The 22114-nt window shown below is 71.8% G+C and carries 20 protein-coding genes; 6 read left to right on the top strand and 14 right to left on the bottom strand.

Going from position 1 to position 22114, the window contains the following annotated elements; genetic code table 11:
* Positions 1–194: 194 nt before the first annotated feature.
* The gene (locus AC3EN4_RS24650; RefSeq protein ID WP_435208150.1) at positions 195–1307 is read right to left on the bottom strand and encodes a glycerophosphodiester phosphodiesterase; all 1113 of its coding nucleotides are present in this window, start codon (positions 1305–1307) and stop codon (positions 195–197) included.
* Between the two features lie 141 nt (positions 1308–1448).
* Between AC3EN4_RS24650 and AC3EN4_RS24645 the strand changes: the two genes are divergently transcribed.
* Positions 1449–2783, top strand: a complete 1335-nt coding sequence (locus AC3EN4_RS24645) for a TrkH family potassium uptake protein (RefSeq protein WP_435208149.1) — start codon at positions 1449–1451, stop codon at positions 2781–2783.
* 16 nt (positions 2784–2799) lie between these two features.
* On the top strand, positions 2800–3468 hold the full coding sequence (locus tag AC3EN4_RS24640; protein ID WP_435208147.1) for a potassium channel family protein: 669 nt from the start codon (positions 2800–2802) through the stop codon (positions 3466–3468).
* A 41-nt stretch (positions 3469–3509) separates the two neighbouring features.
* Here AC3EN4_RS24640 and AC3EN4_RS24635 read toward each other — a convergent pair whose 3' ends face one another.
* From AC3EN4_RS24635 to AC3EN4_RS24605, 7 genes are all read right to left on the bottom strand, one after another.
* On the bottom strand, positions 3510–5150 hold the full coding sequence (locus tag AC3EN4_RS24635; protein ID WP_435208145.1) for a serine/threonine-protein kinase: 1641 nt from the start codon (positions 5148–5150) through the stop codon (positions 3510–3512).
* A 71-nt stretch (positions 5151–5221) separates the two neighbouring features.
* Positions 5222–6775 carry a fused MFS/spermidine synthase gene (locus AC3EN4_RS24630; RefSeq protein ID WP_435208143.1) on the bottom strand — a complete coding sequence of 518 codons (1554 nt, stop codon included), beginning with the start codon at positions 6773–6775 and terminating at the stop codon, positions 5222–5224.
* Positions 6776–6811: 36 nt separating this feature from the next.
* Positions 6812–7825 carry a coiled-coil domain-containing protein gene (locus tag AC3EN4_RS24625; protein WP_435208141.1) on the bottom strand — a complete coding sequence of 338 codons (1014 nt, stop codon included), beginning with the start codon at positions 7823–7825 and terminating at the stop codon, positions 6812–6814.
* 206 nt (positions 7826–8031) lie between these two features.
* Positions 8032–8841, bottom strand: coding sequence for an inositol monophosphatase family protein (locus tag AC3EN4_RS24620; RefSeq protein ID WP_422737039.1), 810 nt, complete (start codon positions 8839–8841; stop codon positions 8032–8034).
* Positions 8834–9286 carry a response regulator gene (locus tag AC3EN4_RS24615; protein WP_421473310.1) on the bottom strand — a complete coding sequence of 151 codons (453 nt, stop codon included), beginning with the start codon at positions 9284–9286 and terminating at the stop codon, positions 8834–8836. Before AC3EN4_RS24615 ends, AC3EN4_RS24620 begins: the two co-directional genes overlap by 8 nt.
* Positions 9283–11010 (bottom strand): sensor histidine kinase, encoded by a 1728-nt coding sequence (locus tag AC3EN4_RS24610; protein WP_435208139.1) that lies wholly within the window; start codon positions 11008–11010, stop codon positions 9283–9285. The genes AC3EN4_RS24615 and AC3EN4_RS24610 overlap by 4 nt, the downstream gene beginning before the upstream one ends.
* Entirely contained in the window at positions 11007–12206 is a 1200-nt protein-coding gene (locus AC3EN4_RS24605) for a PP2C family protein-serine/threonine phosphatase (RefSeq protein WP_435208137.1), read from the bottom strand. Before AC3EN4_RS24605 ends, AC3EN4_RS24610 begins: the two co-directional genes overlap by 4 nt.
* Positions 12207–12411: 205 nt before the next feature.
* On the opposite strand from AC3EN4_RS24605, the gene AC3EN4_RS24600 reads away from it, so the two are divergent.
* Entirely contained in the window at positions 12412–14832 is a 2421-nt protein-coding gene (locus tag AC3EN4_RS24600) for a M28 family peptidase (protein WP_435208135.1), read from the top strand.
* A gap of 69 nt (positions 14833–14901) precedes the next feature.
* Here the strand turns inward: AC3EN4_RS24600 and AC3EN4_RS24595 are convergent, their stop codons facing one another.
* Positions 14902–15393 carry a hypothetical protein gene (locus tag AC3EN4_RS24595; RefSeq protein ID WP_435208134.1) on the bottom strand — a complete coding sequence of 164 codons (492 nt, stop codon included), beginning with the start codon at positions 15391–15393 and terminating at the stop codon, positions 14902–14904.
* Positions 15394–15677: 284 nt separating this feature from the next.
* Here AC3EN4_RS24595 and AC3EN4_RS24590 point away from each other — a divergent pair, with 284 nt between their 5' ends.
* Positions 15678–17828, top strand: coding sequence for a tetratricopeptide repeat protein (locus AC3EN4_RS24590; protein WP_435208132.1), 2151 nt, complete (start codon positions 15678–15680; stop codon positions 17826–17828).
* A gap of 4 nt (positions 17829–17832) precedes the next feature.
* Here the strand turns inward: AC3EN4_RS24590 and AC3EN4_RS24585 are convergent, their stop codons facing one another.
* Both AC3EN4_RS24585 and AC3EN4_RS24580 read right to left on the bottom strand, forming a co-directional pair.
* Positions 17833–18774: a threonine/serine dehydratase gene (locus AC3EN4_RS24585; protein ID WP_435208131.1), complete on the bottom strand. Its 942-nt coding sequence runs from the start codon at positions 18772–18774 to the stop codon at positions 17833–17835.
* 16 nt (positions 18775–18790) lie between these two features.
* Positions 18791–19591 carry a 2OG-Fe(II)-dependent halogenase WelO5 family protein gene (locus AC3EN4_RS24580; protein WP_435208129.1) on the bottom strand — a complete coding sequence of 267 codons (801 nt, stop codon included), beginning with the start codon at positions 19589–19591 and terminating at the stop codon, positions 18791–18793.
* A 295-nt stretch (positions 19592–19886) separates the two neighbouring features.
* On the opposite strand from AC3EN4_RS24580, the gene AC3EN4_RS24575 reads away from it, so the two are divergent.
* Both AC3EN4_RS24575 and AC3EN4_RS24570 read left to right on the top strand, forming a co-directional pair.
* Complete coding sequence (locus AC3EN4_RS24575) at positions 19887–20063, top strand: hypothetical protein (protein ID WP_422737048.1); 177 nt, start codon at positions 19887–19889, stop codon at positions 20061–20063.
* A 209-nt stretch (positions 20064–20272) separates the two neighbouring features.
* Positions 20273–20842: a P-loop NTPase family protein gene (locus AC3EN4_RS24570; protein WP_435208127.1), complete on the top strand. Its 570-nt coding sequence runs from the start codon at positions 20273–20275 to the stop codon at positions 20840–20842.
* A gap of 68 nt (positions 20843–20910) precedes the next feature.
* On the opposite strand, the gene AC3EN4_RS24565 is transcribed toward AC3EN4_RS24570, so the two are convergent.
* From AC3EN4_RS24565 to AC3EN4_RS24555, 3 genes are all read right to left on the bottom strand, one after another.
* Positions 20911–21393, bottom strand: a complete 483-nt coding sequence (locus AC3EN4_RS24565) for an SRPBCC family protein (protein ID WP_435208125.1) — start codon at positions 21391–21393, stop codon at positions 20911–20913.
* Positions 21393–21710, bottom strand: a complete 318-nt coding sequence (locus AC3EN4_RS24560; RefSeq protein ID WP_435208123.1) for an ArsR/SmtB family transcription factor — start codon at positions 21708–21710, stop codon at positions 21393–21395. The genes AC3EN4_RS24565 and AC3EN4_RS24560 overlap by 1 nt, the downstream gene beginning before the upstream one ends.
* A 62-nt stretch (positions 21711–21772) precedes the next feature.
* Positions 21773–22027, bottom strand: a complete 255-nt coding sequence (locus AC3EN4_RS24555; RefSeq protein WP_088987488.1) for a Smr/MutS family protein — start codon at positions 22025–22027, stop codon at positions 21773–21775.
* Positions 22028–22114 lie beyond the last annotated feature (87 nt).

Raw genomic sequence — 22114 nt, 5'->3', positions numbered from 1 at the left:
TCTTGGGCCTGCGGGTTTGTCGGGGACGCCGCTGGCCCGGCATCCGGGGTGGCGGACGACGGGCCAGCGGGTGGGCCGGGCGTGATCGGCCCGGTGGTCGGCCCGGCGCCAGTCAGCGGCCGGGTCGAGGTTCGGTGCGCGGGTCAGAGGCGGGCGCAGGTCAGAGGCGGGCGCGGGTCAGCGCACAACGGGCGTCAGCGGCCGGCGCGGGCGGCGACTGCGGTGTCCGGGTGGTCGCTGAAGACGCCGTCCAGCCCGAGGCCGAAGAAGAGTTCGTACTCGGCCGTGATGTCGCCGCGCGCGTTCGGGTCGGTGCCGATCCGGAAGTCCACCGGGAGGAACTGGTTCTCCGCGCGGAACGTCCAGGAGTGCACGAGCAGCCGCTCGCGGTGCGCGTCCCGGACCACGTTCGTCGGGGCGAGCAGGTTACCGGCGGCGTCGCGGGGCACGATCAGATTCTTGTTCGCACCGATGCCGTCGGCGTACCCGGCGATCCACTTCAGGCCGGCGGCCGTGGCGAGGTCCTGGTAGGTGCGGCTGTCACCGGCGGCGGTGAAGTCGTACGGGCTGCCGGTCGCGTCGAGGAGCTGGATCAGCTTCACGTCGGTGAGGCGGCTCAGCCGGCGCAGGTTGGCCGTCTCGAACGACTGGATGAAGACCGGCGAGTTCTTCCGGTCCAGCTTGTTGCGCCGCAGCACCGCCAGCAGCGGCTCCTCCAGCGGCTTGCCGATGGACGTGAAGTAGCTCGGGTGCTTGGTCTCCGGGTAGATGCCGATGGTGCGGCCCCGTGCCCGCCCCTCGGTCCGGGCGAGGTCGATGACCTCCTGGAGGGTGGGCACCTCGAACCGGCCGTCGAAGGCGGTGTTCGCCACGCGTACCTGCGGCAGTCGCTCCTTGGCCCGCAGCGTCTTCAGCTCGGCGAGGGTGAAGTCCTCGGTGAACCAGCCGGTCACGGCGACACCGTCGATGGTCTTCGTCGCCTTGCGGGCCGCGAACTCCGGGTGCGTCGCCACGTCGGTGGTGCCGGAGATCTCGTTCTCGTGCCGGGCGACCAGCACGCCGTCGGAGGTGGACACCAGGTCCGGCTCGATGTAGTCGGCGCCCATCCGGATCGCCAGCCGGTACGCCTCGATCGTGTGTTCCGGCCGGTAGCCGCTGGCCCCGCGGTGGCCGATGACGATCGGCCGGTCGGTGGCCCGGGCATGGTCCGCGTCGGTCGAGGGACCGGCGGCGGCCACGGTGGGCACGGCCACCGCGGCGGCGAGCAGCGCGCCGGCCACGCCGAAGGTCGAGAGGGTACGTCGCAACGCCGTCTCCTGTCATCGATGGTGTCGCAGACAGCAGACCGGTCGTGATTGGCCGGGAGTTGGTCGATGGCTGGCCGGCAGGTGAATCTCCGGAATGGGCGTTCCGACTCCGGGAGGCACCCGGAACAGGAAGATTGTCTGGTGCACCGGTTACTCCGCAACCCCGTGCGGCTGGTGCCGCTGGGGTTCCTGGTGCCGATCCTGCTCGGCACCGCGCTGCTGATGGCGCGCTGGTCGACCGTCCAGCACCAGCGACCACCCCTGGTCACCGCGGTGTTCACCGCCACCTCGGCGGTGTCCGTCACCGGCATGGCGGTCACCGACACCCCCAACTACTGGTCCGGTGGCGGCCTGGTGGTGATCACCCTGCTCACCCAGCTCGGCGGTCTGGGCATCCTCACCGTCGCGGCGCTGGTCATCCTCGTGGTCTCCCGCCGGCTCGGCCTTCGCAACCGGCTGCTGGTCCAGGCCGAGTCGGCGGAGTTCGGGCTCGGCGACGTGACCCGGCTGCTGAGCCGGATCGCGGTGACCGTCTTCGCCTGCGAGGCGGTGATGACCGCGATGGTCGCCGGCCGCCTCTGGTGGGCGTACGACTACCCGCCCGGCCGGGCTCTCTGGTCGGGCGTGTTCCATGCCGTGCAGGCGTTCAACAACGGTGGCTTCGCGCTCTACACCGACGGTCTGCTGGCGTTCAGCCGCGACCCGTGGGTGTCGCTGCCGTTGGCGTTCGGTGCCATCGTCGGCGGTCTCGGGTTTCCCGCCCTGTTCGAGGCGGTGCGTGAGTGGCGGAAACCGGCGGGGTGGGCGGTGGCCACCAAGCTGACCATCTGGGGCAGCGTGGCGCTGCTGCTGCTCGGCTTCGTCGGCCTGCTCGCCGCGGAGTGGACCAACGCGAGCACCATCGGCCCGTACGACGTGGCGGGCAAGATGCTCGCGTCGTTCACGCAGATCGCGCTGAGCCGGACCGGCGGGTTCAGTGTGCTCACCATCGGCGATCTCCAGGAGGAGAGCTACCCGCTGCTCATCGTGCTGATGTTCATCGGCGGTGGGAGCGCCAGCACGGCCGGCGGCATCAAGGTGTCGACGTTCTTCCTGCTGGCGTTCACCATCTGGGCGGAGCTGCGTGGGGAGCCCGACGTGACGGTCGGGCACCGCCGGGTGGCCACCGCCAGCCAACGGCAGGCCGTCACGGTCGCTCTGCTGAGCGTCGCGCTGGTCACCGCCGGGACGATGCTCGTGCTGCTGCTCACCGAGGGCGTCCGGTTCGTCGCGGTGCTCTTCGAGGTCACCTCCGCGTTCAGCACCACCGGACTGACCATCGGCCTGGCCGGCGAGTTGCCGAGCAGTGGTCAGCTGGTACTGACGGTGTTGATGTTCATCGGTCGGGTCGGGCCACTCACCCTCGGGTCGGCGATCGCCCTGAACACCCGGCGCCGGCTCTACCGATATCCCCAGGAACAGCCGATTGTCGGCTAGCGACGAGGAGGTCGAGGTGTCGACGAGACGAGCGGACGGCGGTGGCGTCGTCGTGATCGGGCTGGGCCGGTTCGGCTGCCACCTGGCCGGGTCACTCGCCCGGATGGGCCGCGAGGTGCTGGCCGTCGATCGCAATCCGGATCAGGTGCAGCGCTTCTCCGCCCAGTTCGACCGGGTGGTGCAGGCCGACACGACCGAGGAGGGCGCGTTACGGCAGCTCGGCGTGGCGAGCTTCGGCCGGGCGGTGGTGGCCATCGGGGCGTCCGTGGAGGCGAGCGTGCTCACCGTACTGGCGCTGGTCGAGCTGGGTCTGCCGCAGATCTGGGCCCGCGCCACGTCGCAGAAGCACGCCAAGATCCTGTCGTCGGTGGGCGCGCACCACGTGATCTTTCCGGAGGCGGAGACCGGGGACCGGGTGGCGCACCTGATCGTCAGTCGGCTGCTCGACTTCATCGAGTTCGACGACGACTTCGCGATCGCCACCGTCCGGGTTCCCCAGTCCCTGGTCGGTCGTACCCTGCACGACCTACGCCCACAGGAACGCGACGGGGTCCGGGTGATCGGCGCGAAGGTGCCGGGCGAACGTTTCCGGTACGCCTCGGACGACACCGCGCTGGTGGACGGCGGAGTGCTGGTCGTGGAGGGCGGGATCGACCAGGTGCAGCGGTTCGCGGGGCGGCGCTGACCGCTCTCACTTCGGGTGGCGCGCGTGGCCCTCAGGCGCTTTCACCCTTTTCCCGGACCACCCGGTCCCTTGCCGCCGGACGGCTTCTTCGGCGCCTTCGGCTGCTCGGCCGCCTTCGGCGCGGGGGCCTTGGGCGCGACCTTCGTGGTGGTCTTCGTCGTCTTCTTCGGCGGCGCCTTCGTCGGGGCGGCCTTGGTCGCCGGGGCGGTGGACGGGGTCGACCCGGCCACCCCGGAGACGCGTACCCCGCAGGTCGCGTCGCCGAGCCGGAACTCCACCGGCAGCGGGTTCGCCCCGGTGTACGTCCCGGCCAGTGTGAGCTTCTCGGCCGCGCCGGGTGCCAGCGTGGTCCGCTGCGCCGCGGGGCGGATCTGCACCGCGCCGCCCTGCTGCTGCGCCGGGGCGGGCTCGGCCTTGGTCACCTTCTGCTGACCGGGGAACGTGAAGCTCATCGTCCAGTCGTCGAGCGCCCGGTCGCCGGTGTTGGTGAGGGTCAGCTCGGCCGTGAAGTCCTTGCCGGAGTCGCTGCGCAGCGCGTACGCCACCTCGCAGGGCGCCTTCTCCGGCAGACCCATCCGCGCCTCGGTGGTGGGCCGGTCCTGACCGCTGGCCGGGCTGCGGGAGGTGAGCCCCCACATCGCCCCGGTGACCGCGATCAGCCCGACGGCGGCCACCCCGGCCTCCACCCGCCGACGCCGGTTCGCCTGCCGGATGCGGCTGCGCCGGGTCCGCGACAGCGGAAGGGCGTCGGTCTCCGCCGACCAGGGCAGGATCGTGGTGCCGGCGTTGGCCAGCGCGGTCGCGTCCAGCGGTCCGCCCGCCGGTGACACCGGTACCGCTGTCAGCATGCCGGCCGCCTCGGCGAGGGTCCGGGCCAGCTCGGCGGTGGCCGGCCGGTCGGCGGGGCGCTTGGCGAGGCAACGCCGCACCAGGTCGGTCACCTCGTCGGGCAGCCCCGGCACCGGCGGCATCGGCTCCGGGTCGCTGTACATGTGCGCCCGCAGCATCTGGGTGGTCGTGGTCGCCTCCCACGGCAACCGGCCGGTGAGCATCCGGTAGAGCAGCAGCCCGACGGCGTACACGTCGGTGGCCGGGGACACCTGGCCGTTGTCCAGCCGCTCCGGCGCGAGGTACGCGGGCGTACCCAGCAACGCGCCGTCCGGCCCCTTCTCGCTCTCCCCCACCAGCGCGGAGATCCCGAAGTCGACCACCTTCACCCCGGTCGAGGTGAGCATGACGTTGCCCGGGGTGACGTCGCGGTGCACGACCCCGCGACCGTGTGCGGTGGCCAGCGCCGAGCTGACCTCCGCGCCGATCGTCACCGCCTCCCGCCACGGCAGGCGCACCTCCCGGCCGAGCCGGGCGGCCAGCGAACCGCCGTCGACGAGTTCCATCACGACGTACGGCACGGTCAGGCCAACCTGGTGGGACTCGCCGTAGTCGTACACGTTGGTGATGTTGGGATGGCAGAGCCGCGCGGCGGCCTGCGCCTCGACCCGGATGCGGTGCCGGAAGGCCCGGTCGGTGGCCAGCCGCGAGGCCAACACCTTCACCGCGACCTGCCGGCCCAGCACCTCGTCGTAACCGCGCCAGACCACTGACATGCCACCCGCGCCGAGCTGCTCGACGAGCCGGTACCGCTCATCGAGGAGTTGCGCGCCGTTACGGTCCCCACCGCCCATGGTGGCCGTTGTTGCCCAGCACGGCCCGGGCTACACCTGAAGGATCGGAATCGGTCAGGAATATCACCCGATCAGGCGGTCGCCAGCAGTTGGTCCACCGGGGCGTAGTCGTCGGTCAGCACCATGGCCGAGCCGACGAAATCCGTGAGGTCCGCGCCGGAGAGCAGGCTGACGGTCGCGTCGACCACGTCGAGGCGGGCGCGGACGGCGGCCAGCGGCAGCGGCGCGTCCGAGGCGACGATGAGGAAGTTGCTGCCCCGCTGTTCGGCGAGGGCCTCGGGCGGGGCGATCAGTGCGACGTTGCTGAACTCGGCGGCGACCGTCGCCAGCTCGGCGCGGATGAACCGCAGCGGCGGGTAGTCGATGACGTTCTGCACGTACACGCCGCCGGGGCGGGTCACCCGCCGGATCTCGGCGGCCATCTCCCGGGTCGCCAGGTGCCACGGCACCACCAGGTGGCCGAACGCGTCGCCGACGACCAGGTCGCGGCTGTCCGCCGGCTCGCCGGCGACCAGCATCCGGGCGTCGCCCACCACCGTCCGCAGGCCCGACCCCGGGCGTACGCCCAGTTCCCGTTCGCCCAGCTCGACCAGCCCACCGTCGATCTCGAACACCACGTTGTCGGTGCCCGGCCGGGTGGCGGTCAGGTACGTCGGCACGGTGAAACCGCCCCCGCCCAGGTGCAGCGCGTCCAACCGCTGCCCGGCCGGCGCGGCCACGTCCGCGACCGCGCCGATCCACTTCGTGTACGCGTACTCCAGGTGCCTCGGGTCGGCCAGGTCGACGTACGAGTGCTGGGCCGAGTTGAGCAGCAGCGTCCGACCGGTGGGCCGGTTCGGGTCGGTGACGACCCGGGCGCAGTGGTACGCGGTCTCGATGTCACACGGGTTCGGCGCGATGGTGCTCAGCCCCGCCCCGAGCAGGCCGAGGATCGCCAGGGCGGCCCGGGCACGGGCCGGACCGGGCAGGCCGCTGGGTGCCTGCCGGCGCAAATACCAGCCGAGTCCGATACCGACCAGGCCGAGGGAGATCGCCAGGGCCAGCAGGATGACAGTGGTGGGCAGCGCGGCGACCAGCACGAACCCGGTGAGCAGGGTGGCGGTGATGCCGCCGAGGGTGCCGATGCCGGACAGCCGGCCGACCACCTGGCCGGTGCGGCGCAGATCGGCGAGCTGGAGCTTCACCACCAGCGGGGTGACCGCCGCCAGCAGCGCCGCCGGCACGAACACGGCGAGCGCCACCAGCAGCAGGATCGCGCTCGCCGCCCCACCGCGCAGCACCTCACCGGCGTAGCGCACCACGGGCAGGGTGATCGCGGTGGCTATCCCGGCCAGCACCAGCGCGGGCGCCAGCAGGCCGCGCGGGTCACGCCGGTCGGCCAACCAGCCGCCGGACCACGCGCCGTACGCGATCGCGGCGAGCGCGATGCCGATGACCGAGCTGGTCACCTGGAGGGTCACCCCGACGTACGGGCCGACCAGGCGCAGCGCGACCGTCTCCAGCACCAGCACGGCGCCGCTGGAGAAGAAGACCAGGAAGGCGGCCAGCCCGTTGGGCAGCGCCCGGCCGGTGACCGGCACGGGCGGGACCTCGGGAGCCGCGACGTCGGACGATGGGGAACTCATCGTCGCGATGGTACGCAGCGAAGCTGCCGCTCCGGGTCAGTACATCGAGAGATGAACATGGTTCGTGTGGGACGCGGCGGGACTGCCGCTGCCACTGTAGGCACGCCAGCCGGTGCCGGGATGCCAGATCTGCCGGTACCAGATCACGTAGAGCACACCCAGCCGCTCGGCGTTGCGGACGTGCCAGGCGGCCAGGCTGTCCCCGTACGCCTTGTCGCCGCCGGTCGCGTTCTTGTCCTCGAAGCCGTTCGTGGCGGCCGAGAAGTCGCAGGCCCGACCCTTCGGGTGCTCGCCGCCGCCACCGCTGCGCTTGCAGGAGACGTGCCGCTTGTAGCCGGCCGCCTGGGTCTCCTTCAGGGCGTGCAAGGTGCGCGGGGTGATACACCCCGAGGTGGTCGGGTCCTTCACCGAGCAGGACTCCGACGGCCACGACCCGTCGGAGTTGCGCGGCGCCGGCTTCGCCGAGGTGGAGCTGCCGCCGCTGAAGCCGTTGCTGCCGCCCGAGCTGACCTCGGCCAGCGCCGCCTCGGCCTCCTTCTTCTTCTTGGCCATCACGGCGAGCTGCTTCTGCTGCTCACGAACCTCGGCGTCGATGGCGATCTTGGCCTGCTGGGCCTGCTGCCGGGCCTCGGTGAGATCGCGCAACCGCTTGCTGTCCCGCTGGGCCATCAGGTCCAGGTCGGCCGCCCGTTGCAGGAACGCCTGCGGCGTCGCCGTGTTGAGCAGCATCGCCGTGGGGGTGAGCCGACCGGCCCGGTACGACTGCGCGGCCACCTCGCCGACCTGGGCGGTCAGTCCGACCAGGCGAACCTCGACCGCCTTCAGCTCACCGTTCAACGCCGTCTGCCGCCGCTTGGAGTTGTCCAGCTTGGCCTTGGCCTCGATGTGCCCCTTGGCGGTCAGTTCCAGCGCGTCCCGCAGCTTCTTGGTGCCGCCCTCGTCCGGCTCCGCGAACGCGGGCACACCTGGCGCGAGCACCAGCGTCAGGGCGGCGAGCAGCGGAAGCAGTACGCGGCGAACGCGCGGCTGACTGAGCCTGGTCCTGGGCACGAAAGCGTCCTTCCGTCGACCGCCGGCCCCCGGGTGACACGCTGCGCGGCGGCGTCCCCGCCGGCGCCGGGCGGCGGCCTGCTGGCGGAGACCGCCGGTCACGATACCGGAACGTACGCCGGTGACCAGTCCCGCGACCGGCCGCCGGCCGCAGTGTCGACGCAGCGTGCCAGCGTGGTTGCGGGCCGCACGCGAGGGCTCGCGATTCAGGAGCTGAGCAGTGCCTCGTGCACCTGGGCCCAGATCTCTTCGTTGGCCGCGACGAGCAGGCCACGACCGTCGTCGGCCGGGTGGTAGTCGACGCCGTCGAAGCGGCGGGCCACCCCACCCGCGGCGCGGACCAGCAGCGCGCCCGGCGCGTGGTCCCACGGCAGCGTGCGCCAGAAGAGGGCGAACTGTTGCTCACCGGTGAGGATGTCCAGGTACTCCCGGCCGGCGCAGTGCTGGCCGGGCAGCAACTCGCCGAGCCGTCGACCGCCGGCCCGGACCCGGTCGCGGGTCTCCGGCGGCAGGAAACGCGTCATCGCCGCGCCGCGGATGTCACCCGGCGGCGCCACGACATCGGCGGTGCCGACCGGCTCGCCGTTGAGCAGGGTGCCCTCGTCGGCCAGGCCGGCGGCCAGCGTGCCCGCCAGCGGGTCGAGGATCCAGCCGGCTCGCGGTCGCCCGTCGGTCAACAGCGCCACCATCAGGGCGAACGGCCGGCGGCCGGCGGCGAAGTTGGCGGTGCCGTCGACCGGGTCGACAAGCCACACGTCCCCGGCGTCGCGCAGGTGGCCCAGCAGTGCCGGGTCGTCGGCGACGCCCTCCTCACCCACCACCAGCGAACCGGGCCGCAGCCGGCGCAGCCCGGCGGAGATCAGCTCCTCGGCGCGACGGTCGGCGACGGTGACCACCTCGCCGGGCGCCTTCTCCGACACGTCATCGTCATCGAGCTTGCGGAACAGCGGCAGCACGACCTGGTCGGCGGCCTCGGACAGGAGGTCGCCGACGTCGTCAAGCAGGGTGTCAGCCACGCGGCGGCAACTTGACCACGCTGACGAAGAACTCGTCGATCTGCCGGACCACCGAGATGAAGCGCTCGAAGTCCACCGGCTTGGTCACGTAGGCGTTGGCGTGCAACTGGTAGCTACGCAGGATGTCCTCGTCGGCCTGCGAGGTGGTGAGCACGACCACCGGGATGCGGCGCAACTCCTCGTCCTTCTTGATCTCCTCCAGCACCTCCCGCCCGTCCCGGCGGGGCAGGTTGAGGTCGAGCAGGATCAGGTCGGGCGCCACGGCGTCCGCGTACGGGCCCTCCCGTCGCAGGTAGGCCAGCGCCTCCGCGCCGTCGGAGACGACGGTCAGCCGGTTGCGCAGCTTGTGCTCCTCGAACGCCTCCTGGGTCATCAACACGTCACCCGGGTCGTCCTCGACGAGCAGGACCTCGATCGGGCTCTTGCCGTCCGCCGGCGCGGTCATCCCACCGTCTCCCTCATGTCACCCGTTCTACCGCTTTCCGGCGGCCCGTCGGCCCGGTCCGGCTGGTCCGCCCCGGCGGAGTGCTCCGGCTGCGCGGAGGACACCTCGTCCGCAGGCGTGGTCTCGCCCGCCGTGACCTCCTGCGGCTCCTCGGCGGGATCGGCGGCGGCCTCCACGTCCTCCGGACGCGCCGGCAGCGTGAACCGGATGGCGGTGCCCTCCGGCACGTCGGTGTCCACCCAGACCCGGCCGCCGTGGTATTCCACGATCTTCTTGACGATCGCCAACCCGATGCCGGTGCCCGGGTACGCGTCCTTCGAGTGCAGCCGCTGGAAGATCACGAAGATCTTGTCGGCGAACTCCGGCTCGATACCAATGCCGTTGTCCTGGCAGCTGATCTCCCACTCGGCGTCGACCAGCCGAGCCGAGATGTGCACCTTCGGCGGCACGTCCGGCCGACGGAACTTGATCGAGTTGCTGACCAGGTTGGCCAGCAGGTTGGTGAGCAGCGGCTCCTCGCCCCGGATCACCGGCAGGTCGGTCCAGGTCAGCTCCGCGTCGGCGTACTGCCGGGCCGCCTCGGTCTGGCCGGCCACGTCGCCCATCACCTTGTTGAGGTCGACGTCCACGAAACCGGTGGTGAGCCGGCCGATCCGGGAGAACGCGAGCAGGTCGTTGATCAGGCGTTGCATCCGCTGCGCGCCGTCCACCGCGAAGGCGATGTACTGGTCGGCCCGCTCGTCGAGCTGCCCCGCGTAGCGGCGCTGGAGCAACTGGCAGAAGCTGGCCACCTTGCGCAGCGGCTCCTGCAGGTCGTGGGACGCCACGTACGCGAACTGCTCCAGGTCACGGTTGGACCGGGTCAGCTCCTCGGCCTGCTTCTGGAGCTGACTGTTGACCCACTCGATGCGTTCGCGGGCCTCCCGCACCTCGGCAAGGTCGGAGGCGATCTTCTGGCGCATCGCGTCCACGTCGTCGCCGAGCCGGATGAACTCCGGTGGGCCGACGGTGGCGACACGGTGCTGGTAGTCGCCCTCGGCGACCTCGCGGACCTGGTCGGCCAGCCCGGTCAGCGGCTTGACCACCATCCGGTCCAGCGAGAGCAGCAGCACCGCGCCGGCCACGACGACCACCAGGGCCGCGACGATCAACAGGACGACCAGCACGTTGCTGCTGCTGCGCACGTTGTCGGCGGCCTGCTCCCGGGCGGCGAGGATCTCCTGCTGGAGGTCGTCGACGGCCGAGCGGACCTCGTCGAACCGCTGCCGGGCCTGCTCGGTGACCAACGCCTGGCCAGCCCGGGTGCCGTCCCGCTGCGTCGTGGTGATCACCGGCTCGGCGACGGTCTCCCGCCACTGCGCCGAACGTTCCTCGACGATCCGCAGCTCCTGACCGATCTGCGGGTAGTCGTGCAGCAGGGCCCGCATCGCGGTGACGGTGGCCTTCTCCTGGTTGAGACCCGCGTCGTACGGCGCCAGGTCGGCCGGGTCACCGCTGACCGCGTACCCGCGGATCGCCGTCTCCTGGTCGAGCACCGCGTTGAGCAGTTCCTGCGACTGCACCCGCAGCGGCCCGGTCTGGTTCAGGATGGCGTCGATCTGGGTGCGGTTGCGGGCGGCGATGGCCGCCTCCGCGACGGCCAGACCGATCAGCAGCACACCGACGACTGTGAGCAGCGTGATGACCCGGCGGCGCAGACTCCAGCCGCCGACCACCGGCGTCACCGGCCACCACCGCGACTGACCAGCAGCATCGCCACGTCGTCGGCGAGCGGACCGCCGTTGATCTGCTCGGCCCGGCCGACCAGCCAGGCGGGCAGCTCGGGCAGCGACACCTCCCGGTTGGCGGGCTCGTCGAGCAGCCCGCTCAGGCCCGGCACGTCGAGCCGTTCGTTGCCGGTGCCCACCCGTCCCTCGATCAGGCCGTCGGTGTACATCAACAGGGACCAGTCATCGGTGTCGAACTCCAGGTCGTAGGCGATCGGCCGGCGGGGTTGTACGCCCAGCAGCAGGCCGCCAGGGGCGGGTACCGGAACGACCCGACCGCCGGAGAGCAGCAGCGGCGGCGGATGCCCGGCGAGTCGGACGGTGGCCCGGTTGGCGTCGAGGTCGAGTCGGGTGGTGGCCACCGTCGCGAAGATCTCCTGGAGGCGGCGCTCGCTCATCAGCACCTGCTCGAGAGCCGGCAGCACCTCGTCGTCCGGCACACCGGCGAGCACGAGGGCCCGCCAGGCCACCCGCAGTTCCACGCCGAGCGCCGCCTCGTCCACGCCGTGCCCGCAGACGTCCCCGACGATCAGGTCGAGACGGTCCGGGCGGGTCTGCACCACGTCGAAGAAGTCCCCACCGATCAGCGCGGCGTGCCGACCCGGACGGTAGAAGGTGTGCACCGCCACCTGGTCGGTCGTCATCAGCGGCTGCGGCAGCAGGCCGCGTTCGAGGCGGGCCGACTCGGCCTGGCGCAGCTCGACCTCGCGCAGCCGGCGGGCGTTCTCGTCGGCGCGCTTGCGCTCGACCGCGTAGCGCAGCGCCCGGGTCAGCAGCACCCCGTCGACCTGGCCCTTGACCAGATAGTCCTGGGCGCCCTCGGCGACCGCCACGATGCCCAGGTGCTCGTCCGAGCGGCCGGTCAGGACGCAGACGGCGGCCCCGCTGGACATCTCCAGCACCTGGCGCAGCCCGTCCAGCCCCTGGGCGTCCGGCAGGCCCAGGTCGAGCAGGACGCAGTCGACATTGGTGATCCGCTGCCGCGCCTCGCTGAGGCTGGTGGCGACCACCAGGTCGATCATCGAGTTCGTCTCGGCCAGCAGCTCGCCCACCAGGAAGGCGTCGCCCTCGTCGTCCTCCACCAGCAGTACCCGCAGTCGCTCGCCGGGCGGCAGGTTGCCGTGCCGAGCCAGCCCACCGTGCGGGTACGGCACGACTGGGGAGCCGGCCAGGCCGCCTCCCCGGTGCGGCCGGGTCACCGCCGCGAGACGCGGGAGTTCGCTGGTGATGTCGGGCTCCTTCCGAGTGCCCTGCTGATCCTGTATTAGACAACGGTCGCACACAACACGATGGCCGCGGCACGGGGCGGGGATGGGCAGGATCACTGCCGGTCGGCCCCACTACCCTCGAGGAGTTCGGATGGGCGCACCCCCCACCCCCGTCACGGCGGACGTACCGCTCCGGCCAGCTCGGGGCGTACCCCCCGCCGACCGTGCGCTGACCCGACCGCGCCGGCGGCTCCTGGCCGCCGCGGCCGCGCTGGTCGCGCTGGCCGCCGTCGGCGCCGGCAGCCTGCTCGACCTGCGGACCCCGGCGCCCCGGCCGGCGGACGCGCCGGCGGGCGAGTTCAGTGCCGCCCGGGCGTACGCGGACGTCCAGGTGATCGCGGCCCGGTCGCACGTCGCCGGGAGCCCGGCCAACGACCAGGTACGCGCGCACGTCGAGCAGAAGCTGCGCGGCCTGGGCCTGGAGACGCAGGTGCAGGACACCGTCGCGCCGGAGGCCGGCCAGCTCAGCGGGGCGGCCGGCGGCGCGACCGTCGCCCGGGTCCGCAACGTGGTGGCCCGGCTCCCCGGGACCGACCCGACCGGCCGGGTGTTCCTGGTCGCCCACTACGACTCGGTGCAGACCGGACCGGGTGGCAACGACGACGCGGCCGGCACCTCGGCGATCCTGGAGGTGGCCCGCGCCCTGTCCACCGGCCCACGGCCCCGCAACGACATCGTCTTCGTGCTGACCGACGCCGAGGAGGCGTGCCTGTGCGGAGCGGCGGCGTTCGCCGCGAGCAACCCGCTCGCCGCCGACGGCGGCGTGGTGCTCAATCTGGAGGCGCGCGGTTCCACCGGTCCGGTGATCATGTTCGAGACCTCGAAGAACAACGCGAAGCTGGTGGACGTCTTCGGCCGGGCCGCCCCGCACCCCGTGGGCACCTCGTTCGCGGTGGAGATCTACCGGGCGCTGCCCAACGACACCGACTTCACCGCCTTCCTGGACCGTGGGTTCGTCGGGTTGAACTCGGCGTACATCGACGGCGGCGCGATCTACCACACGCCGCTGGACACGCCCGCCGCGATGGACCGGGGCAGCCTCCAACAGCACGGGGACAACGCCCTGGGCCTGGCCCGGGAGTTCGGCGCGGTCGACCTGACCGAGCTGCGCTCCGGGCACGACGCCACCTACTTCCCGCTGCCGGGTGGGCTGGCCCGTTACCCGGGCTGGCTCGTCCTGCCGCTGGCCCTGCTCGCGGTGCTGGCGGTCGCGGCGCTGGGGTGGCTGACCCGCCGCAGCGGACGGGCCGGCACCGGTCGGCTGGTCGCCGGTTTCGGCCTCGCCCTGGTGCCGATCGTGGCCGCGCCGGTCGCCGCCCAACTGCTCTGGTTGGCGATCACCGCGATCCGGCCGGGCTACGCGGAACTGCTCGACCCGTACCGCCCGATCTGGTACCGGCTGGCCGTGCTGGCGCTCGCCGCCGCCATCCTGTTCACCTGGTACGCGCTGACCCGCCGCCGGATCGGCCCGGCCGCGCTGGCCGTCGGCGGCCTGGCCTGGTTGGCGCTGCTCGGGGTGCTGCTCGCCGTGGCGGTACCCGGCGGGGCGTACCTGACCACCCTGCCGGCCCTGGCCGGCGCTCTCGGGGGCCTGGTCGCGCTGCGCACCCGGCAGACCGGGCCGTGGCCGGTGGTGGCGGTGACCGCCGCCGCGGCGGTCGGCGTCGTGATCCTCCTGCCGACGGTGGTGCTGCTCTTCCCCGCGCTGGGAATGGCGATGGGCGGGGTCGCCGCGCTCGTCGCGGTGCTGCTCGGCCTGACCGCGCTGCCGGTGGTCGACCTGCTGCACCCGCAGGCCGGCGGGCAGCGCGGCCTGCTGGCGCTGCGGGCCCGGCGCCGCGCGGCGCTGCCGGCCGGCGCCGCCGCCGTGGCGGCGGTGGTGCTCGCCGGGGTCGGGCTTGCCGTGGACCGCTTCGACGCCGCCCACCCCGCGCCCACCCACCTGATGTACGCCATGGACGCCGGCACCGGGCAGGCGCGCTGGTTGAGCCACGAGACCGACCCGCAGCCGTGGACGGACGGCTACGTGGACGGGGTGGCCAGCGTGGCGGACGACTTCCCCGGGCTCGGCGACGGCGAACTGCGGGTCGGCCCGGCCCAGGCGGCCAGCCTGCCGGCGCCGAAACTCGACGTGCTGGCCGACACCAGCGCCGGTGGCGAACGCACCCTGCGGCTGCGCCTCACCCCGCAGCGGGCGGTCCGACTCACCACCCTGCACGTCGACACGACGACCGCCACCGTGCTGCGCGCCGAGGTCGCCGGGCGCACCGTGCCGGTGGAGCCGCGGGCGGGCAGGTGGGGCTTCGGTCTGGTCTTCCACGCCCCGCCGCCGGAGGGTGTCGAGGTCACGCTGACGCTGCGGCCGATCGCCGCGCAGGTGGCGCTCCGGGCGATGGACGCCAGTGACGGGCTGGACGCGCTGCCCGGCTTCCGGCCCCGGCCGCCGGCCGTCGGCGTCGTCGGGTCGCACAGCTCCGAGATGCTGGCCGTCGCCCGCACCTATCCCGTCTGAGAAAGACGAACCGGCGGTCCGGCGGACGTTATATACCGCCGGACCACCGGTTCGACAATCGTGTTTCTGTCAGTTCACCGGCTCGGGTTGACCGGAGCCGATACGCCGCCACCGGTTTCCGTCGTGATCGGTGAAGGTCAACTCCACCAGAACGGTGTCGGTCGACGCCTGTAACCGGTGCTCGGCGGTGACCGTGATGAAAAGATCCGCGCTTTCCCGGCCGTGAATACGGCGGACCTGTTTGGCCCCGGCAAGGTCGACAGGGGGATCGTCCGGATCGTCCGACGGCACCAGCCGCGGCAGTACCGTCACGTCGAGCACCGGCGCGTCACTCTCGTTGGCCACGGTCACCCGCAGCACCGCGTTGCCCCGGATCTCGGTGACCGCCGAGACCAGCCGGGCCTGGGTGGCCCGGACCCGCATCTCGTCGGCGCGCCGGGCGCGGATCTCCCGGCGCAGACCGAGATACACGAAGAGCACACTCGCGATCGAGCCCAACGCGCCGAACCAGTCCGGCACCGAACCCCAGTCGGCCACATCGTCGTACGGCAACCAGTTCATGTGTCCATCGTGGATGCACCACGCGAACGTCGAGGACGGCGGATCGGTCCGAATGACCGACGAATTGTAAATGGCGATGTCGATTCCGGTCGACCGGGTGACCTAAACGGAGAGTGTGCAAGTCAGTACGGTGGTGGATACCCTTGCGGTTGACGTAGGGCGGGTGACGACCCCTCCGAATGTCCACTCAATGGACATGATCTTTTCTGCCACCCGCCGCGCCGCAATTTCGCCACCGAAGGGGGACCGCATTGACTGCGGACGTTCCACCCGCGGATGCGGGCGTGCGCCGACCTGCCTATGACCGACCGAGTCGCGTCTCGGTCGACCCGCCCCTCGGGCGCCTGGACACTCCACTGCACGGCCGCGACGCACTGATCGACGAGATCCTGCTCCCGGCGGACACCGACGAGGCAGCGCCGTCGGTGCACATCCTGTGCGGCATGGGTGGCTCCGGCAAGAGCCATGTGGCCCTGGAGATCGCCCGGCGGGCACGCGCCGACGGCCGGACCGTCTGGTGGGTGCAGGCCGGCCGGCTCAACTCCGGGATGCGCGAGGTGGTCAGCCAACTCGGCGCGTCGGAGAGCCAGGTCGACCAGGCCTGGTCCGGCATGATCAGCGCCACCGACCTGGTCTGGCGCTACCTCAACCAGGCCCGGCAGCCGTGGCTGCTGATCTTCGACAGCGCGGACGAGCCCGCCGCTCTCGGCCCCACCGACGGGGTGCTCGCCGACGGCACCGGTTGGCTGCGCCGGCCGGAGGCCGAGGACGGCATGGTCCTGGTGACCACCCGGGACGGCAACCGTGCCACCTGGGGCACCTGGTCGACGCTGCACCAGGTGCGTCCACTCGACGCCGACGCCGGGGCGCAGGTACTCATCGACCGGGCCGGCGCGCAGGCCGGCGACCTCGACGACGCCCGCGAACTGGCCCGCGAACTGGGCGGGTTGCCCCTGGCCCTGCGGGCCGCCGGCAACTACCTCCGCTCGGTCAACGCCAGCCTGGTCTGGCGCGGATCCTCCACCATCACCACCTTCGCCGACTACCGCAGCGCGGTCCAGCGGCGGTTCCGCTCACCGCTGGACGCCCCCGGCGTCGACCTCGACGAATCACTCGGCCTGGAGATCGTCCAGAAGGTCGACGACATCTCCCTGGACCTGCTGGCCCGCCGCGGGCTGGAGCAGAGCCGGCCGCTGCTCAACGTGCTGGCCTGCCTGAGCATCTCCCCGGTGCCCTACGAGGTGGTCCTCAAGCCGGCCATCCTGGCCGGATCACCCCTGTTCGAGGGGCTGACCGCCCGGCAGCGGGTGAAGGTGTTGGAGGGGATCGGCGACCTCGCCCTGGTCGACTTCGACGTCCAGGAGGACGTCACCGACCCGGCCTTCGCGCATGTGCTGTCGCTGCACCCGCTGGTGCACGCGATGTTCCGCGACCGCGACGAGGTCCGCGAGCAGATCGCCGAGTACCACGGCGTCGTCATGAAGCTGCTGCTCGCCGCCACCGAGGGCCAGAATCCGGACGACCCGGCCGCCTGGTCGAACTGGGACGTGCTGGTGCCGCACCTGGTCGAGGCCGTACGCGAGTACCTGGTGCCGCAGAAGCACAAGCACGACCCCGAGACGGTACGCCGGGCACTGGAACTGGCCCGGCTGACCGCCCGCTACCTCATCGCCGTCGGTCTGCCCGGTTCGGCCTACGACATCCTCGAACCGATCGTGCGGGGCTGCGCCGCGTACGACCACGACCTGGACCGGCCGCAGGTGCTCGCGCTGCGCCACGAGTTGGGCCGCACCTGGCTGGAGCGCAACCAGCCGGAGATGGCCGACCGGGTGCTGCGCGACGTGATCGCCGACCGCACCCGGGTGCTCGGCAGCGACGACCCGGACACCCTCGCCAGCCGGCACAAGCTCACCAAGGCGATCATGGCGCAGCGCCAGTGGCCGGAGGCCGAGTCGGAACTCCGACAGATCGTCACCGCGGAGCACCAGGTACGCGGGCCCGAGCACTGGGACACCATGGTCGTGCGGCACAGCCTGGCACTGGCCGTCCTCGCCCAGCACCGCGCCCCCGAGGCCGAGGAGATGCTGCACGCGATCCTGGAGGTCCGGTACCGGCTGTGGCCGTCGAACCAGCCGGAGACCTGGCAGGCCCGGCACACGCTGGCCCGGTGCATGCAGGAGCAGGGCCGCCTCGACGAGGCGGAGGCGGAACTGCGAGCCACCCTGGCCACCGTGGAGCCCCGGCACGCCGACCGCAGCGAGGTGCTCGCCATCCGGGCCACCCTCGCCGTGGTGCTCCTGCTCGCCGGACGGGTCGACGAGGCGATCGAGGTGTACGAGGCCCTGCTGGCCGACCGTCGGCGGCTGCTCGGGGACTTCCACCTGGACACCCTCCAGGTGGAACATGCCCTGCGCCGCCTGCGCAACGGCGAGTGACCGGTCAGTGTGGCGCGGCGGGCCCCAGGTCGCTCGGGTCGGTGTTGCCACCGCAGACGATCACCGCGACCCGCTCCCCCGCCCGGGGCACGTACGCCCCGCCGACCAGCGCGGCCAACGCGGCGGCGCCACCCAGCTCGGCGGCGACCCGCAGCTCCGACCAGAGCAGGCGACGCGCGCGCACCAGGTCGTCGTCGCGTACCAGCACCGAGACCACACCGGTACGACGGGCGGTGTCGAAGGCGATGTCGCCGATCCGGCGGGCGCCCAGCGAGTCCGTGGCGATACCGCCCACCTCGATGTCGACCGGCCGGCCCGCCTTCAGGGCGGCGTTCAGGGTGGGGATCTGCTCCGGCTCGACGGCGACGACCCGCACCGACCCGTCGAACCAGGTGGCGATGCCGGACACCAGCCCGCCGCCACCGACCGCGACCAGCACGGTGTCGACCCCGCCGAGCTGACGTTCCAGCTCCCGGCCCACGGTGCCCTGCCCGGCCACCACCTCCGGCTGGTCGTACGCGTGCACCACGAGCGCTCCGGTCTCGGCGGCCCGCTGGGTGCTGGCCGCCAACGCCTCGGCGTAGTGCTGACCCACCTGCCGCACCTGCGCGCCCAGGCCGGCCAGCCGCTGCACCTTGACCGGCGAGGCGGTGACCGGCACGAAGACCTCCGCCGGCACGCCCAGCGAGCGGGCCGCGTACGCGACGGCGAGGCCGTGGTTGCCCCCCGAGGCGGCGATCACCCCGGACGACGGCAGCGGCCCCTGGAGCATTCGGTTGAACGCGCCGCGCGGCTTGAACGAGCCGGTGTGCTGGTGCAACTCCAGCTTGAGGCTGACCAGCCCGGGGACGCCCAGGTCGGCACCGTCGACGGCGATGACCGGCGTCTCGCGGACCCGCCCCTCGATGCGCGCCGCAGCCGACTCGACGTCGCTTCTGTCCACCATGGGGAAACGCCCTTCACTACGACCAGAGAGCCAGTCGACCTTCGTCGGTGAGTCCGACGAAACATCCTATGGAGATACGCCGGCCATCCGTCGCCGGACGCACCGTGTGATAGTGGCGCGGGTCGAAGAGGAATCCCTCTCCCAACGTCGGGCGCAAGGTCAACGACTGCGCGCCGTCGGCCACCGACTCCCGATAGCCGTACCCGCCGGGAATGCGCAGGTCCTCGTCGCTCGGCTGCCACCGGCGACGCCACAGCACCGTCTCCCCGCCGCCGGGCGGCACCTGGACGTAGATGTTGAACGCCAACTGGGCCACCACCTCGGCGTCGAGCAGCCGACCGGCGTACTCCCGGACCGCGTCGTCGAAGTGCACCTGAAGGCCGGCGTTGATCTCCCGGACGATGCCGACGTGCATCTGCCGTCCCTGCCGCGTGCCGGGCGTCACGTCCGGCCAGGCAGCCCGGAAGGCGGCGAGGCACAGCTCGCGGGGCGCATCCGGCAGGCCCAGCGTGGACCAGCCCTTCTCCGCGGCGTCAGCCGCCTCCCAGTAGTCCTCGCGTAGGTCACCACCATTGCGGTGGTCGTTGATGGCCGGGCCGAACTTGGCGACGACGGGAAAGACGCGACTCTCGTCGTAGCGGTCCATCTCCGCGTCGGCGAGCGCGGCGGTGATGGCGTGGCAGCGGGCGGCGGACAGCAGCCCCGGCACCCGGACGGCGGCGATCCGCCCGGCGGCCAGACCGGCGACGTCCGCGCGGGTGATCTTTTCCGACTCGACGGCCACGAACAACGGATCTGTTCTGCTCGGTTGTCGCACGGCGGTCCTTCCGTTTCGAAGATCCCTGACCGGACCGGTCGCGCCTTCCGATCCGCGCACCGTGCAATGTAGCGAGCGTCGGCAAACCCGAACGCCACCATTGACCGTGGCGTATCTGGTGCACACTTCTGGCAGTTCCCGGGCGAGGTGGTGGACGCGCCGTTACCATCGGCCCATCTAGGGGTACGACACACCGGGCCGTACGGCGGATCGATTCCACCGATCGGAGAATGGTGGCGACTCCCCCGCACGGTGGATGATGCGACTAGTTCGAATGCGGACGAGGAGTTCGATTATGGCTGGCGCCGGCCCGACCGATCTTGACGCGTACGTCGACCGCCTCGAGATGGCGCGTCGAATAGCCCGGGAAATGATCGAGTCCGACCACCTCGCGCTGGAGTTGGCCGTCCGGCAGCGCCCCCAGTGCTGGTCCCGACGCCCGGTCGTGCACGCCTCCCGCACCGACGCCTGACACCCACGCCGGCCCGCACCTGGGTCGCCGCCCGCGCCGCCCTCCGCGCCCGGATGATCGACTCCAGATCGCCGAACCGGGGCCATCTTGCTGCGGGGATACCCCCAGTTCGCCGAACTGGAGTCGATCACCAACCGGGACCACGAACGTGGCAGGGTCGGGCAGGATGGCACCCATGCGCCCGATCCGGTCGAACTACCCTCATTGCCATGCCGCACATGGACGCCGACGATCCCCTGCCGCGCCGTCCCCGCCGCGTGCTGGTGGCCGGCACCTCGGGCGCCGGAAAGACGACCCTCGCCTCCCGCATCGCCACGTCGTTGCAAGCGCCGCACATTGAGATCGACGGTCTGTTCCACGGACCGTCGTGGACCAGACGTCCGTCCTTCGAAGACGACGTACGACGCTTCAGCGCAGGACCCTCCTGGGTGACCGAGTGGCAGTACAGGGCGGTACGCACCCACCTCGCCGACCGCGCCGACCTGGTGGTGTGGCTGGACCTGCCGAAGATCACCGTCATGCGCCAGGTCGTCCGGCGGACCGTCGTACGCCGCCTTCGACGCCAACAGCTCTGGAACGGCAACGTGGAACCGCCGCTCTGGACCCTGCTCACCGACCCCGAGCACATCGTCCGCTGGGCGTGGAACACGCATCCTCAGACGGCCACACGTATCGAGGCCCTGGCGGCCCGGCGTCCGGACCTTCCCGTGGTCCACCTCCGCAGTCACGCCGCCGCCCATCGCTGGTTGCTCGGCCCGCTGAGGGAGGCTCAGCCCTGAGAGTCGTGACCTTCGTCGCTACTGGTCCACCTTCAACGGCCTGGCCCGGCCGGCCGGCACCTGTGCGGCTAGCCGTCCTCGCCGAAGAGCGCGCGGTACCGGTCGAGGTAGAGCGGCCATCCCTCGTCGGCGTCGACCCCGTCACGGACGGACTCCCAGCCGGGGCCGTGCCGGTCAAGGTGCCGGTGCTCCAGCTCAACCCTGGTCCGGCCCGGGGTCTCGGCCACGAAGACGACCTCGACCTCGCTGGTGAGGTCCGGGTCGCTCTCGACCTGCCAGGTGGGGCCGATGTCCCAACTGAAGACCACTCGGTTCGGCGGCTCGTACGCGAGAATCCGGGCCCACCGGCATTCGCTGCCGTCAGCGCCCCGGTCGTAGATGTGGCCGCCGACCCTGGGCTCGAAGACGGTTTCGACGATCGGGGCCTGAAGCAGGTTGTGCTCGCGCGGCTTGACGTCGCCGAACCGCTCGGTGAACACGGCGAACGCCTTGTCGATCGGCGCGTTGACGACGACCTCCCGACGGACCACCGCTGTAGCTGCGTGCGTCATCAGTTCTCCTCGGTCTCCTCGACGACGGCCTGGTAGCCGTCCAGCGCCCGGCGCCAGAAGGTGTCGAGCTGGTCCCGCAGAGCTGCCAGCCCGACCGGGCTGAGCCGATAGACCCGGCGGGTGCCCTCCGAGTGGTCGACGACCAGGCCCGCGCCCTTGAGCACTTTGAGGTGTTGGGACACGGCCGGCCGGCTGATCGGCAGCTCGTCGGCCAGTTCCCCCACGGCATGGGGCCGCTCGGCCAGTCGTTGGACGATGGCGAGCCTGCTGGGATCACCCAGCGCCTCCCAGCCCGGGTGCGCTCCGTAAGTCGCCACGAACGTAAGCTACGACTTACCGATGCAGCCGTCAAGGCGTACCGCTCACAGACCCGCTGCGGCTACTTCCAGCGGAAGTGGACGAAGAGGCGGCCGAAGTTCTTCGAGTCCTTCTCGACCCGGTGGTAGAGCTGCTTGACGTCCTTCTGGTCGAGGAACCGCAGCACCCGCTTCTTGAGCTGCCCCGAACCCTTGCCCGGAATGATCTCGACGAGGGTGGCCTTCTTCGCGACCGCCTCGTCCATGATCCCGCGCAGCGCGCGGTCGATGTCCTGGCCCTTGTTGAAGATGTCGTGCAGGTCCAGCTTGAGCTTCATGCCGCAGCCCTCGGCCGGTCAGGTCCCATGTCCACCATCCTAGGGCCCGTTTCATGAGGACTGGCCGGCCTGCGGCGGGCCCGGACG

The organism is Micromonospora sp. bgisy143, from assembly GCF_057708145.1.
The sequence above is the reverse complement of the archived record's forward strand: the minus strand, read 5'-3'. Positions and strand labels throughout refer to the sequence as shown.